The 15,985-nt window shown below is 36.6% G+C and carries 9 protein-coding genes; 8 read left to right on the top strand and 1 reads right to left on the bottom strand.

Going from position 1 to position 15,985, the window contains the following annotated elements; translation table 11 throughout:
- The first annotated feature begins 106 nt into the window (after window positions 1–106).
- From C1A40_RS01860 to C1A40_RS01825, 8 genes are all read left to right on the top strand, one after another.
- Window positions 107–1,147: a LacI family DNA-binding transcriptional regulator gene (locus C1A40_RS01860; protein WP_102994406.1), complete on the top strand. Its 1,041-nt coding sequence runs from the start codon at window positions 107–109 to the stop codon at window positions 1,145–1,147.
- A 133-nt stretch (window positions 1,148–1,280) separates the two neighbouring features.
- The gene (locus tag C1A40_RS01855) at window positions 1,281–2,660 is read left to right on the top strand and encodes an MFS transporter (protein WP_102994405.1); all 1,380 of its coding nucleotides are present in this window, start codon (window positions 1,281–1,283) and stop codon (window positions 2,658–2,660) included.
- Window positions 2,660–3,316, top strand: coding sequence for a beta-phosphoglucomutase (gene pgmB, locus C1A40_RS01850; RefSeq protein ID WP_102994404.1), 657 nt, complete (start codon window positions 2,660–2,662; stop codon window positions 3,314–3,316). Before C1A40_RS01855 ends, pgmB begins: the two co-directional genes overlap by 1 nt.
- Before the next feature lie 76 nt (window positions 3,317–3,392).
- Window positions 3,393–5,705: a glycoside hydrolase family 65 protein gene (locus C1A40_RS01845; RefSeq protein WP_102994403.1), complete on the top strand. Its 2,313-nt coding sequence runs from the start codon at window positions 3,393–3,395 to the stop codon at window positions 5,703–5,705.
- A gap of 19 nt (window positions 5,706–5,724) precedes the next feature.
- On the top strand, window positions 5,725–7,839 hold the full coding sequence (locus tag C1A40_RS01840) for a glycoside hydrolase family 97 protein (protein ID WP_102994402.1): 2,115 nt from the start codon (window positions 5,725–5,727) through the stop codon (window positions 7,837–7,839).
- Between the two features lie 92 nt (window positions 7,840–7,931).
- Window positions 7,932–9,773: a glycoside hydrolase family 13 protein gene (locus tag C1A40_RS01835; protein ID WP_241910520.1), complete on the top strand. Its 1,842-nt coding sequence runs from the start codon at window positions 7,932–7,934 to the stop codon at window positions 9,771–9,773.
- A 354-nt stretch (window positions 9,774–10,127) separates the two neighbouring features.
- A complete protein-coding gene (locus C1A40_RS01830; protein ID WP_102994400.1) occupies window positions 10,128–12,014 on the top strand; it encodes an alpha-amylase family protein in 1,887 nt (628 codons plus the stop codon).
- Between the two features lie 3 nt (window positions 12,015–12,017).
- Window positions 12,018–13,682 carry an alpha-amylase family glycosyl hydrolase gene (locus C1A40_RS01825; RefSeq protein ID WP_102994399.1) on the top strand — a complete coding sequence of 555 codons (1,665 nt, stop codon included), beginning with the start codon at window positions 12,018–12,020 and terminating at the stop codon, window positions 13,680–13,682.
- A gap of 341 nt (window positions 13,683–14,023) precedes the next feature.
- On the opposite strand, the gene lysS is transcribed toward C1A40_RS01825, so the two are convergent.
- Window positions 14,024–15,715: a lysine--tRNA ligase gene (gene lysS, locus C1A40_RS01820; protein ID WP_102994398.1), complete on the bottom strand. Its 1,692-nt coding sequence runs from the start codon at window positions 15,713–15,715 to the stop codon at window positions 14,024–14,026.
- Window positions 15,716–15,985: the final 270 nt, after the last annotated feature.

Genomic DNA, 15,985 nt, shown 5'->3' with positions numbered 1-15,985 from the left:
TAAGTTTTTTAATTTATAGTAATTTTAGGCTTAAAAATTAAGAATGTGTTAATATTACATTTTTTTGTGTTTAAACTAATATCTTTACTTGAATAAAAAGCGAAACATGAAACGTAAAATAACTTTAAAGCAAATCGCCAAGGAATTGGGTGTGTCTATAGGTACCGTATCTAAAGCTTTAAAAGGTAGTCACGAAATTAGTGAAGAAACTAAAGAGAAAATCCAGGCTTTTGCCAAGTATTATAACTACAAACCCAACAATATTGCTTTAAGTTTAAAAAACAGAAAGACAAAAACCATAGGTATAATTATTCCTGAAATTGTACATCATTTTTTCACAAGGGTGATTCAAGGCATAGAACATCTAGCTAACAAAAAAGGCTACAATGTAATTGTGGGCTTGTCTAACGAGTCTTTTGATAAAGAAGTGATTAATATGGAAATGTTAGCTAGTGGCAGTATTGATGGTTTTATCATGTCCATTTCTAAAGAAACCCTATTAAAACAGGATTATCATCATTTAAATGAGACGATTAACCAAGGTATGCCCATTGTGATGTTCGATAGGGTGGTAAGCGAAATTCGTTGTGATAAAGTGATTATAGATGATGTGGAAGCTGCAAAAAAAGCCGTAAATAAACTGATTGCCAATAACTGTAAACATATTGCTTTGATAACCACTATGGACTATATAAGTGTTGGAAGGTTAAGAACTCAAGGTTATATTGAAGCTTTAAATAAGCATGAAATTACTACCGAGGCCAATCTCATTTTAAAAGTAGACGACAAATTAGTTTCCGAAGATTATATTGATGTTTTAGAAAAGGAAATCAAAGCCTTGTTTTTAATGAACCCAAATATAGACGGCGTTTTTGCTGTTAATGAACTGTATGCGGTTACCGCTATGAAGGCGGCCAGAAATTTAGGGAAACGTATTCCAGAAGATCTTCAAGTTATAGGTTTTACCGATGGTGTATTATCTAGACATGCCACCCCAAGTTTAAGTACCGTAACCCAATACGGACATAAAATAGGTGAAGTTGCAGCCTCGTTAATTATTGAAAAGATTGAAAGTGAATCTTCCGAAGACCCTGTAAGAACGGTAGTTATAGAGACCGAATTGATTGAACGTGAGTCAACAAAATAAATTTTAACATGGTCGAATAAAAAACTTTTGTATATTTGCCGCATATCAAGACTTATATTTTTACTTCTCACTAATAAGTTTTGATAAGTATTTTTTTCGCTTATCAAATAGTATTCAACTAAATATACTATTAATGAAAAAGCGCACCCTTAGTTTCTGGGAAATTTGGAACATGAGTTTCGGTTTTCTAGGAATACAATTCGGATTTGCATTACAAGGAGGCTTTATGTCTCGAATTTTCCAAACCCTTGGAGCCGATAAAGACGCCATCCCTTTGTTGTGGATTGCAGCACCTTTAACCGGTTTACTGGTTCAACCCATCATTGGTTATTTAAGCGACCGCACGTGGAGTACACGTTGGGGCCGCCGAAGACCCTATTTCCTTATAGGAGCCGTTTTGAGTTCCTTTGCTTTAATTCTCGTGCCACATTCACCTACACTTTGGATAGCAGCTGGTTTTCTTTGGATTTTAGATGCTTCAATTAATGTATCCATGGAGCCTTTTCGTGCATTGGTAGCCGACAAATTACCCGATTCTCAGCGGTCTTATGGCTTTGTGGTACAAACCTTAATTATTGGCATTGGAACCTGGGTAGCTAGTAATTTACCTTGGATGGTATCTAAGCTTGGCGTTAGTGATGCAGCCCCAATGGGTGTTGTGCCTATGTCGGTTAAAGTAGCCTTTGGTATTGGAGCGGTAGTGTTTCTGCTTAGTATATTGTATACCGTTTTTACAACTACAGAATATCCTCCCGAGGATATGGAAGCTTTTGAAAAGGAGAAAGCTCAAAAAAACAGATTTGTTTCAGACATTCTAAACAATATTAGTAACATGCCTTCCACTATGAAAAAATTGGGGCTTATTCAATTTTTCAGCTGGTTTGCTTTTTTTACTATGTGGAGTTTGGCAAACCCGGCTTTAACAGAGCATGTATTTCATACACCTGCTCCAATCGAATCGGCTTACGATATTTCAATTCCTGAACAAGCCGCCGCTTTTGATGCCGAAAATACAGCCTTTCAAAAAGCATCCAATCTTGTAGGATCATCTATGGGTGTTTATGGCTTATCTTCAATGGCTTTTGCATTGGTTTTAGCTTTTTATACCTCTAAAAAACGCATTAATCGAAAATATGTACACATGTTTTCACTCATCCTAGGTGGTATTGGGTTTTTAACTATGTATTATGTGCCATCACCAAGTTTTTTGAAATACTCATTTATTCTTGTAGGTATTGCCTGGGGTAGCATTTTGTCTATGCCATATGCCATGCTCTCTAGTTCGGTAGACCCGAATAAAATGGGAGTGATAATGGGCATTTTTAACATGTTTATCGTGATTCCGCAAATTATTGCAGCTATTGGAGGAATCAATTTTATTTCCAATTTGTTAGGAGAAGAAGCTATTAATGCCATGCTAGTGGCTGGGCTAAGTTTAATTATTGCAGGACTTTGTAATTTATTTATTACAGATAAAAATGCCATTTCGTATCAACCAGAATTAGAACAGTAATGAAAAGAAAAGGATTTATTTTCGATTTAGACGGTGTTATTGTAGACACTGCAAAATATCACTTTTTGGCATGGAAAAACCTTGCCCATAGTATGGGATTCGATTTTACCGAAACTCAAAATGAACAACTTAAAGGCGTGAGTCGGGTAGACTCCCTAAACAAAATATTGGCTTGGGGAAACACAACGGTTTCCGAAGACAAATTTCAAGCCTTAATGACCTTAAAAAATGACGAATATTTAGGCTATATCGATAAGATGAACGACTCTGAAATCTTAATCGATGTGCCTAAAGTTCTAGACTTTTTAAAACAAAACAATCAAGGTATTGCCTTAGGTTCTGCCAGTAAAAATGCTAGACGCATCCTTGAAAAGGTAAAGCTAATTTCAAAATTTGATGCGATTGTTGATGGTAATGATGTGAGTAAAGCTAAGCCAGATCCAGAGGTGTTTTTAAATGCGGCTTCAGCTATAACATGTGATCCAAAAGATTGTGTTGTTTTTGAAGACTCTGTTGCAGGTGTACAAGCCGCAAACCGTGCTAATATGATTTCTATTGGCATAGGAAGCAGAGCGGTATTACATGAAGCCGATTATGTTTTTAACGACTTCAGTGAAATTTCAGAAGGCTTCATTAAGGAGTTAATTAATCAATAAAAAACACAGAATAAAGTAGGTGTGTTATTGCTAAATCAGTTTAAAACACCTTTTTAGTTCATAGTTATCGAAAAAAATGAATCAAGATTATATAAAACCAGACCATTGGTCGATTATTGAAGAAGGATTTGATGTAGAACGCGTTAAATCGTCAGAAAGTTTATTTAGTATTGGTAATGGAGCCATGGGGCAACGTGCTAATTTTGAAGAACATTACTCCGGACCAACATTTCAAGGAAGTTATATTGCAGGCGTGTATTATCCAGATAAAACCCGTGTAGGTTGGTGGAAAAACGGTTATCCTGAATATTTTGCAAAGGTCCTTAATGCACCGAGTTGGATTGGGATTAATGTGTTTGTGAACGCCAATACATTAGATTTATTCACTTGTAAAAAAGTGAGTGAATTTAAGCGTGAATTAAACATGAAAGAAGGCTGGTTGTCTAGAACCTTTAAAGCCATCATGCCAAATGATATCGAAGTTTTAGTAGAAACCAAACGATTTTTAAGTGTCGATTTGGATGAGGTTGGAGCCATCGCTTACAACATCACGCCTTTAAATGCTGATGTAGATATTACTTTCGAACCCTATATAGATTCTGGAGTCACCAATGAAGACACCAATTGGGATGATAAATTTTGGGAAACTACGGCTGTAACTCAAAACGGAACTCAAGCTTTTATTGAAGCACATACCTTAAAAACGCAGTTTCATACCTGTACTTTTATGGACTCTCGATGTGCTTTAAATGGAAAACCTCTGGATGTAAATCCTAAGGTTTCGCACCTAGATACCCGTATCGGCTTTGAGTACAGTGCGAAAGTAAAGGCCAACGAAACTTTTTCGATCCATAAATTTGGGGGTTATGTTGTTGATAGAAATCATGATAAAAAACAACTGTTAAAGGCAGCAAAAAATGTACTCACGCTTTCTGTAGATTTAGGCTTCGAAACTTTATTAAAGCAACAGAAAGAATCATGGGCTAAAATTTGGGATATGGCCGATATCACCATCGCTGGTGATGTAAAAGCGCAGCAGGGTATTCGTTTTAATATCATGCAATTAAATCATACCTACCTAGGGAAAGATGCCCGCTTAAATATTGGGCCCAAAGGGTTTACAGGTGAAAAATACGGTGGTAGCACCTATTGGGATACCGAAGCTTATTGCATTCCGTTCTATATGGCAACGAAAGACCAAAAAGTAGCCCGTAATCTGTTGGAATACCGTTACAATCATTTGGATCGTGCTATTGAAAATGCCGAAAAATTAGGTTTCACAAATGGAGCAGCCCTTTACCCGATGGTAACCATGAATGGAGAAGAATGTCATAACGAGTGGGAAATTACTTTTGAAGAAATTCACCGAAATGGGGCTATAGCATTTGCAATATTTAATTACCATCGTTATACCGACGATTACAGTTATATCCCAGAAAAAGGATTAGAGGTGTTAATCGGAATTGCCCGTTTTTGGCAACAGCGTGCTACGCTTTCTTCGGCGCATAACAAATACGTGATTTTGGGCGTAACAGGGCCAAATGAATACGAAAACAATGTCAATAATAACTTTTACACCAATTATATCGCTAAATGGTGTATTGATTATGCTCTAGAAAATATTAAAATTGTTTCTGAAGATTATAAATCAGATTATAAGAGAATCGAATCTAAGGTTCAAATCACCGAAGCTGAATTAGACCAATGGAGGGCTGTTGCCGAGAACATGTATTTTCCATATTCTGAAGAACATCAAGTTTATTTACAACAAGATGGTTTTTTAGATAAAGAATTAATAACAGTGGCCGATTTAGACCAAACTTCTCGACCAATCAATCAAAAGTGGTCTTGGGATCGCATTTTAAGATCGCCATACATCAAGCAGGCCGATACCTTGCAAGGCTTCTACTTTTTTGAGGAAGACTTCACGGTAGATGAATTAGAGCGCCATTTCGATTTTTATGAGCCTTATACCGTTCATGAAAGTTCCTTGTCACCTTGTGTTCATAGTATTCAGGCAGCAAAATTAGGTCGTATGGATCAAGCTTACGAGTTTTATTTACGTACCTCCCGCTTAGATTTAGACGATTACAATAAAGAAGTTGAAGAAGGGTTGCACATCACATCTATGGCCGGTACTTGGATGAGTATTGTTGAAGGTTTTGGAGGTATGCGTGTTAAAAATAACAGCCTCACCTTCGAGCCTAAAATTCCAAAGCAATGGGAAGGCTATTCGTTTAAAGTGAATTTTAGAAATCATATCATCAAAGTAAATGTCACTCAAAAGGGTACGACATTCACTTTAGAAAAGGGAGAGCACTTAAATATTTTGTGCCACGGAAAACCTGTAACCCTAAAAGTTGAAACACCTGAAGTTTCTGTAAGTTAAATTATTAAGATTAGGAATTATGAAAAGAGGAATTAGGTTGTTAGGCGTTTTACTTATAATGATTCAAGCTGTTCAAGCTCAGGAGTTAAAATCTCCCAATGGTCAATTAAAAATGAGTTTTGAACTTAAAAAAGATGGCACACCTACCTATCAGTTGTTTTACAAAAATAAATTGGTGGTTAAAACTAGTAAATTAGGTCTTGAATTAAAGGATGATAAAACGTCTTTATTAAATAATTTCAGCTTAAGCGATACAAAAACTTCAACTTTCGATGAAACTTGGAAACCGGTTTGGGGCGAGGAAGCCCAAATTAGAAATCATTATAACGAATTGGCAGTCACCTTAACGCAAAAGGAAACCGAGCGTATTATAATGGTTCGTTTTAGAATGTTTAATGAAGGATTGGGCTTTCGATATGAATTTCCAACGCAAAAAAACTTAGTGTATTTCACCATAAAGGAAGAACGTACACAGTTTGCCATGGCTGGCGACCATACCGCATTTTGGATTCCAGGTGATTACGATACCCAAGAATATGATTATACAGAATCGAAATTATCTGAAATCCGTAGTTTTTCTGAAGGTGCTGTAACCGAGAATTTATCGCAAACCTCTTTCTCGCCAACAGGCGTACAAACCTCGTTAATTATGAAAACGAATGATGGTTTGTATTTAAACTTACACGAAGCAGCACTTATTAATTATTCTTGCATGCATCTTAATTTAGATGATAAAAATATGGTGTTCGAATCTTGGTTAACGCCTGATGCAAATGGCGATAAAGGCTATATGCAAGCACCTGCAAATTCACCTTGGCGAACCATTATGGTGAGCGATGATGCCCGTGATATTTTAGCATCTAAAATGACTTTAAACTTAAACGAGCCTTGTGCGATTGAAGATACGTCATGGATTAAGCCTGTAAAATACATTGGTGTTTGGTGGGAAATGATTACAGGAAAAGGCTCTTGGCAATATACCGATGATTTACCAGCGGTTCAATTAGGGGTAACCGATTATTCAAAAGTGACACCAAATAAAACGCATTCAGCAAATAACACAAAAGTAAAACGCTACATTGATTTTGCCTCAAAACATGGCTTTGACGCGGTTTTAGTTGAAGGTTGGAATGTAGGTTGGGAAGATTGGTATGGCCATTCTAAAGATTATGTATTCGACTTTGTAACCCCTTATCCCGATTTTAATGTTGAAGAAATTCATGCCTACGCCAAATCTAAAGGCGTAGAAATGATGATGCATCACGAAACATCGGCATCGGTTAGAAATTACGAACGCCACATGGATGCAGCGTATCAGTTTATGAACGATCACGGTTACAAATCGGTTAAAAGTGGTTATGTTGGCGATATTTTACCGCGTGGTGAAAACCATTATAATCAATGGATTGTGAATCATTATCAATATGCTATTGAAAAGGCGGCCGATTATAAAATTATGGTGAATGCGCACGAAGCTGTTCGTCCAACGGGAATCGCAAGAACCTATCCGAATTTAATAGGAAACGAATCGGCTAGAGGTACCGAGTATCAATCTTTTGGAGGTTCAAAACCAAATCATGTTACGGTGTTACCATTTACACGTTTAATTGGCGGACCTATGGATTATACGCCTGGAATTTTTGAAATGGACATTTCTAAATTAAATCCAGAAAACCATTCGCATGTAAACAGTACTATGGCTAACCAATTAGCCTTGTATGTTACCATGTATAGTCCGTTGCAAATGGCGGCCGATTTACCAGAGCATTACGAGCAATTTATGGATGCTTTTCAGTTTATAAAACACGTGGCTATCGATTGGGATCAAAGCATTTATTTAGAAGCCGAACCCGGACATTACATTACCGTAGCCCGTAAAGAAAAAGGAAGCAGTAATTGGTTTGTTGGTAATGTAAACGGAAACGACGCTAGAACGTCAAAAATAAGTTTAGACTTTTTAGATAAAGATAAAAAGTATGAAGCTACCATTTATGCCGATGCTAAAGATGCGCACTATAAAACCAATCCGCAAGCTTATGTTATTTCTAAAAAGAAAGTGACTCACAAAACCAAATTGTCGCAATTATCTGTACCAGGAGGTGGTTATGCTATTAGCATCATGGAAGTGAAATAATTTTTTTATGAAGATTTTTTAGAAACAAAAACAGGTGTAATATGAGTAGGACAATAAAAGGATTAGGTAAAAAAATACAAATCACTTTGTTCATGGTTGCGTTGGTTTTGGGTATGACCTTAAATGCTCAAATTACACGTGTTGAACCATCAAATTGGTGGGTGGGTTTTAAAAATTCAGAACTTCAATTGTTAGTGTATGGTTCCAAAATAGGGGAGGCTGTGCCCGAAATTAATTATGACGGCGTAAGCATTACCAAAGTGCATCACGCTAAAAGTCCGAATTATTTATTCATCGATTTAAATATTTCTGCTTTAGCTAAACCCGGAAGTTTTGATATTGTTTTCAAATCTAAAAAAGGTAAAAAAGCAGCTTATAAATATGAATTGAAAGCCAGAGAAAAATCCGCGGAAGCGTATATCGGATTTAACAGTAGTGATGCCATTTATTTAATTACGCCCGATCGTTTTGCGAATGGCGATACATCCAACGATGTGGTTAAAAGCATGCAAGAAAAAGTGCTTAACCGTAAAGATGATTATGGCAGACACGGTGGGGATATTCGTGGTATAATTAATAATTTAGATTATATCCACGGATTGGGATTTACAGTCATTTGGCCAACGCCAATGTTAACTAACGATATGCCAACATCGTCGTATCATGGTTATGCTATGACCGATTTTTATGAGGTCGATCGGCGTTTTGGAACTTTAGATGAGTACATCGAATTGTCTCAAGAAATGAACGAGCGAGGTTTAAAATTAATTATGGATATGGTGGCCAACCACTGCGGAAGTAACCATTGGTGGATGACCGATTTGCCTTTTGAAGACTGGGTAAATCAGCAAAAAACTTTTGAATCTAACGGCAAACTGAAAAATTCAAACCACAGGCGTACAGCCAATCAGGATGTTTATGCTTCAAAAATTGATAAGCAAGACATGACTGAAGGATGGTTTGTGCCCTCTATGCCCGATTTAAATCAGAAGAATCCGTTTATGGCGAAATACATCATTCAAAATAATATTTGGTGGATAGAAACTTTAGGCTTAGGCGGTATTCGTCAAGACACCTACCCATATCCAGACAAAGCGTTTATGAGCGATTGGGCAGGCGCCATTATGAGCGAATATCCCAATTTTAGTATTGTTGGCGAAGAGTGGAGCACCAATCTGTTATTAGTTAGGTATTGGCAAACAGGCACGCCAAATAAGGAAGGTTACGAGTCGCATTTAACATCGACAATGGATTTCCCAATGCAAGAAAACATTGTAAATGCTCTAAATGAAGACGAAGCTTGGAGCACAGGATTCGTAAAAATGTACGAGGGTTTAGCGATGGATTTTGTCTATACCAACCCTGAAGCGATTTTAGTGTTTCCAGACAATCATGATATGGATCGCGTGTTTACACAGTTAAAAGAAAATGTAGTAAATACTAAAATGGCTTTGAGTTATATATTCCTCATGCCACGCATTGTACAAATGTATTACGGCACAGAAATATTAATGCAAAACACGGCAAAACCTCATGATCATGGTTTAATTAGAACCGATTTCCCTGGAGGTTGGCAAGGCGATGCTGTTAATGCCTTTTCAAGAAAAGGCTTAACAAAAGAACAAGCTAGTATGCAGGATTTTGTTGTTAAAATATTAAATTACAGAAAGAAAAGTGACGCCATTCATAAAGGGAAAACCATTCATTTTGCTCCAGAAAATGGTGTTTACGTGTTAAGTAGAACCGAAGGCACAGAAACCGTGGTGTTAATTTTGAATAAAAATGAAAGTCTTATAGATTTAGATCTGTCGCATTTTAAAGAGTTGGACTTGGAAGGAAAAATACTTAAAAACGTAATTTCAGGTGAAGCGGTCAAGTGGGGTGCTACATTGAAACTTTCAAAAAAAGGACCACTTTTATTAACAACTAAATAATATCCTGCTGGTGGATACCATAAATTAGGTATGATAATTAGAACAATAACGTTTTGAAGTTAATCAGGGTATGGCCTATCGAAAATTTATCGTAAAATTTGAAGTGAAAACACCGTAAAATTTCAGACTGTTTGAGCTAAACGAGTTTTTGAAGCTAGCAATAATTTTCAAAGCGAGTTTCTGAAATTTAGGTGTCGAGCGATAAATTTAGATAAAGATTCGTAAGCCTAGATTTTTTTGGTTCGTTTTTTCATCAATGGAAAAAATGAACAAGACTATGGCTTATTACGAGAATGATAGAAAAATAATATTCAGAAAAAATAAATTTTAAGTTAGAATTAAAATAAAAACAACATGTTAAAGCTTCGCGTAGTATCCATTGTAACGGTTTTAGTTGTATTAGTAAGTTGTGGCTCTAAAGAGAAAGAAGTAATGTCTGAAAATAACTTGATGGCGAACGATAAAAAGTCAAGAAAAGAAGTGGTTTATCAAGTGTTTACCCGCTTGTTCGGTAACACAAACACGACCAATAAACCTTGGGGAACCATTGAAGAAAATGGCGTTGGTAAGTTTAACGATTTTACAGATAAGGCTTTAGCAGAAATAAAGGATTTAGGCGTAACGCACATTTGGTATACTGGCGTTCCGCATCATGATGTCATTACCGATTATACAAAATATGGCATTTCTAACGACGATCCCGATGTGGTAAAAGGGAGAGCAGGCTCGCCTTATGCGGTTAAAGATTATTACAATGTAAATCCAGATTTAGCCGAAAACCCAGCAGCGCGTTTACAAGAATTTGAAGCTTTAATAAAACGTACGCATAAAGCCGGTTTAAAACTGATTATCGATATCGTTCCTAATCATGTGGCACGAAATTATAAAAGCATTTCCAAGCCAGAAGGGATTACCGATTTCGGAGAAACCGACGATAAAGCAGTCGTTTATAGTGTAAATAATAATTTTTATTACAATCCGGGAGAGGCTTTTAAAGTGCCCAATTGGCAAAATGGTTATTTGCCTTTAGGCGGAGAGAAGAACCCGTTGTCGGATGGTAAGTTTGAAGAAAATCCATCGAAATGGACTGGAAACGGTTCGCGTTTATCGCAACCAGAGCCTAACGATTGGTACGAAACGGTTAAGATTAATTATGGGGTATCGCCTGATGGAAAACATGATTTTGATCCTTTGCCCGAAGGTTTCGATATGAAGGATTATAAAGCGCATTTCGATTTTTGGAAAGACAAAACCGTACCAGATTCTTGGGATAAGTTTAAAGATATTGCCTTGTTTTGGACCGAAAAAAGCGTTGATGGTTTCCGTTATGATATGGCTGAAATGGTTCCTGTTGAGTTTTGGAGCTACATGAATTCTGCCATAAAAATGAATAACCCAGACGCATTTTTGCTTGCCGAAGTTTATAACCCGAGTTTGTATCGTGATTATATCCGTAAAGGAAAAATGGATTACTTATACGATAAAGTACAATTGTACGACACCCTAAAACATGTGATTCAAGGTTATGGAAAAACCGATAATATTCCACCCATTCAAGAGGATTTAAAAGATATTGAACACCACATGCTGCACTTTTTAGAGAATCATGACGAGCAGCGTATTGCAAGCCCAGAATTTGCAGGAAATGCTCAAAAAGCTAAACCAGCCATGGTGGTTTCGGCAACCATAAGTACATCACCGACTTTAATTTATTTCGGACAAGAATTAGGGGAGCCAGGGGCCGAAGATTTAGGTTTTGGAGATCCGTCAAGAACTTCAATTTTCGATTACGGTAGTGTACAAACCATAAACCGTTGGGTGAATAATAAACAATTTGATGGCGGCCAATCCACTGCTGAAGAATTAAACCTGCGCGATTTTTATAAGCGTTTGTTAAACGTGACTATTTCTAGCGAAGCCTTAATGGGAGCTTATAAAGATTTACACGAATACAATAAAGCGCATACAAAGTTTTACACGGCAAAACAATTGGCTTATGCCCGTTGGAATACCAATGAAAAACTTATTGTTATAAGTAATTTCGATGCAGATTACGGTGCCGAAATTAATCTGAAGTTGCCAGTAACACTAATTAAAACATGGCAGTTGGAGCCCGGAGACTATCAGGTAGAAGATTTGTTGTATAAAGAATTTAGATCGCTGTTGAAAGTTTCAGAAAATCAAGGGGTAGTAAAAATTACTTTAAAACCTTTAGAGTCTTTCATCTTAAAATTACAATAAGAAATGTTTAAACTAGGATCACTTTTTATTTTAGGAATGCTATTCGTAGGATGTCAAAATCAACAAGAAAAGTTAAAGGAATCTGAGACTGTGCCTTTTGATTGGGATGCAGCTACCATATATTTCATGCTTACCGATAGGTTTAATAATGCTGATACTACAAACGATGTTAATTTTAACCGTAATAAAGAAACCGGCGTTTTACGTGGTTTTGAAGGTGGCGATATTAAAGGTGTTATCGAAAAAATTGAAGCGGGCTATTTTACAAAACTGGGGGTGAATGCCATTTGGATGACGCCCATTGTAGAACAAATTCATGGCGGCACCGATGAAGGGACTGGGGTAACTTACGGTTATCATGGCTACTGGACTAAAGATTGGACCAACCTAGACCCTAATTTTGGAACCAAAGCCGATTTAAAACATCTTGTTGAGGTGGCGCATAAAAACGGCATCCGTATTATTTTAGATGCCGTAATAAATCATACAGGGCCAGTAACCGAAGATGATTCTGTTTGGCCAGACGATTGGGTGCGTACAGGGCCGGCTTGCGATTATCATAATTTCGAAAGTACCGTAACTTGTACGCTGGTTGAAAACTTACCCGATATTAGAACCGAAAGCAACGAAAATGTAGAACTTCCGTTGCCATTGGTGGAAAAATGGAAAGCTGAAAGACGTTACAAGCAAGAAATTGCCGAATTAGATGCCTTTTTTGAGAAAACAGGTTACCCCAGAGCGCCCCGTTTTTATATCATGAAATGGTTGGCCGATTATGTTACCGAATTTGGCATTGACGGTTACCGTGTAGATACCGTAAAACATACCGAAGCTTATGTGTGGAAAGAATTTAGAAAAGTTTTGGATGCCGCTTTCGCTGATTTTAAAACCAATAACCCAGAGAAAGTTTTAGATGCGAACGGTTTTTATTTAGTTGGCGAAGTTTATAACTACGGAATTAGCGCTACCAAAGCATTCGATTTTGGCGATAAAAAAGTAAATTATTTCGATAAGGCTTTCAATCAATTAATCAATTTTGAGTTTAAGTGGGATGCGCAACAATTGGATTATGAAACCATGTTTTCAAAATACGATGCATTGCTTCATAACGATTTAAAAGGTTATAGCGTATTAAACTATTTAACGTCACATGACGATGGGCAGCCATTCGATCCTAAACGAGAAAAATCTTTTGAAACGGCTACAAAACTATTATTATCACAAGGGGCGGCTCAAATATATTACGGCGACGAATCGGCTAGGGTTTTACATGCCGAAGGGGCAGTAGGCGATGCCAATTTACGAACGTTTATGAATTGGGAGGCTGTCAAATCAAATCCAGAAACACAAGCTGTTTTAGCGCATTGGCAAAAACTTGGGCGGTTTAGAGCAAAGCACCCGTCAGTAGGTGCAGGAAAGCATCATATGATTTCTCAAACACCTTATGTGTTTTCTAGAAAGTATGCCAAAGAAGGGGTTCGTGATGCGGTGGTAGTTGGTTTAAATCTAGATAAAGGACATAAAACTATGGCTGTTTCAGAGGTGTTTTTAGAAGGTGACCTGGTTCGCGATTTTTACTCAGGAAAGACATCAAAAGTGATAAATGGCATAGTTACTATAAATTCTAAGTTTGATATGATTCTGCTAGAATCTATAGGAAGGCATTAAGTTCATCACGGTAAAGTTGTGTGGTAAGTGGAGCTTGTTAAAACTCACAGCTAATTACATAATTATTAAAAAAATTAACAAAATACTTAAGCAATCTTAAGGAAAGTATAAAGTTAACTAGCAATGCTGTTAAATATTTCTAAAACTCTTAAACATATCACAGATATTCCTTCTCTTTGTAGTGTATAATTAGTTTGAAACAAATACTATTAAAAAGTTCCTCCTAAAATAACTTTTTAATTTACAATATATTGGTTTAAGAATTATGTTTAGTTGTTAGTTAGTTAAAAAAAAAGCCGGGGTGGTTCCCGGCTTTTTTATTTTATATGTTGTTTTAGAACTTAAAGTAGTTCCACAAACAAGCCGTCATTGGTATTTTCAACCTTAGCCAATTTGTTTTTTGTTAATTCCTTAATGGTTTTATCCCATTTCTTATTCGATAAACCAGACTGTGTTTTTAAATCTGTTAACGCTATTTTTTCAGCTTTCTTTAAAAGATCTAAAACAGCTTTGCCTTCATCACTTAAAGCAACCGCTTTTTTCTCTGGTCGCATTTGTGGGAAGAATAAAACTTCTTGAATGGATTGGTTGTTTGTTAAAAACATAATTAGTCGATCCATACCAATTCCCATACCCGATGTAGGCGGCATACCGTACTCTAAAGCACGTAAAAAGTCGTGGTCTATAAATTCGGTAGCTTCATCATCACCCTTTTCAGCAAGTTTTAATTGGTGTTCAAAACGTTCGCGTTGGTCTATTGGGTCGTTAAGTTCAGAATATGCATTTGCAATTTCTTTACCACAAACCATAAGTTCAAAACGCTCGGTTAATTCAGGATTTTCTCTATGTTCTTTACATAACGGACTCATTTCTTTTGGATAGTCTGTAATATAAGTCGGTTGAATGTAATTGCCTTCACATTTCTCTCCAAAAATTTCATCAATCAGTTTGCCTTTACCCATGGTTTCGTCAACTTCAACACCTAGATCTTTGGCAGCTTGCCTTATTTCTTCTTCAGTTTTTCCAGTAATATCAAACCCTGTAAAGTGTTTAATAGAATCGGCCATAGTCACTCTAGCGTATGGTGCTTTAAAATCGATTTCATGCTCACCAAATTTCACTTTTGTCTTCCCGTTAACGGCTATTGCACAGTATTCAAGTAGGCGTTCACAGAAACTCATCATCCAGTTGTAGTCTTTATAAGCTACATAAATTTCCATAGCGGTAAATTCAGGATTATGCGTACGGTCCATTCCTTCGTTTCTAAAGTTTTTAGAAAACTCGTAAACCCCTTCAAACCCCCCAACAATCAATCTTTTTAAATAAAGTTCGTTAGCAATTCGCATGTATAAAGGTACATCCAAGGCGTTATGATGCGTCATAAATGGGCGTGCAGCAGCACCACCAGGAATAGGTTGTAAAACTGGTGTTTCAACTTCAAAATAACCAGCAGAATTAAAAAATTCACGCATCGCATTAAAAAGTTTAGTACGTTTAATAAATACGTCTTTAACGTGTGGGTTTACAACTAAATCGGCATAACGTTGTCTGTAACGTTGTTCTGGATCGGTAAAAGCATCATATACAACTCCGTCTTTTTCTTTTGGCAACGGAAGCGGTTTTAAGGCTTTACTTAATAAGGTGAAATCTTTAACACGAACCGATTTTTCGCCAACTTTCGTAGTAAATAATTTACCTTCAACACCTATAAAATCGCCAAAATCTAAAAGCTTTTTAAAAACTTCGTTGTATTTAGTTTTGTCTTCCCCAGGACAAATTTCATCACGGTTAAAATAGACTTGTATTTTACCCTCAGAATCTTGTAACTGTGCAAAACTAGCCTTTCCTTGCACCTTTATCATCATTAAACGCCCTGCAATGGTAACAGATTTGCCTACTTCAAAATCGTTTTTAACTTCTCTAGAAGTATGATTTACAGGATATAAATCTGCTGGATAAGGATTAATTCCTAACTCACGCAGTTTTACTAATTTCTCTCTTCTTACAAGCTCTTGTTCAGATAATTGTGCCATACTTTAAATATGATGTGAAAATTTTTAAGGCACAAATATAATCATTTGATTTCCGATTTACACTTTATGATTTATGAATTTTAAGGGCGTTACACTCCCGATCCCAATCGGGAGGTCGGGCTATACGCTGCAATCTTTTTATTCGTACCTCACAAAAAGGATTTCCGCTGCTATCCCTAACGCAGCGCCGTCGTTTTTTAGGAAATTTAATGTAACGTTTAAACGTTTTAAGCGTCATAAAGGTAATCGTCAATCAAAAGAATAACAACA

The sequence above is a fragment of the Tamlana carrageenivorans genome, from assembly GCF_002893765.1.
GTDB classification, from domain to species: domain Bacteria; phylum Bacteroidota; class Bacteroidia; order Flavobacteriales; family Flavobacteriaceae; genus Pseudotamlana; species Pseudotamlana carrageenivorans.
This window is presented reverse-complemented; position numbering and strand designations above follow the sequence as displayed.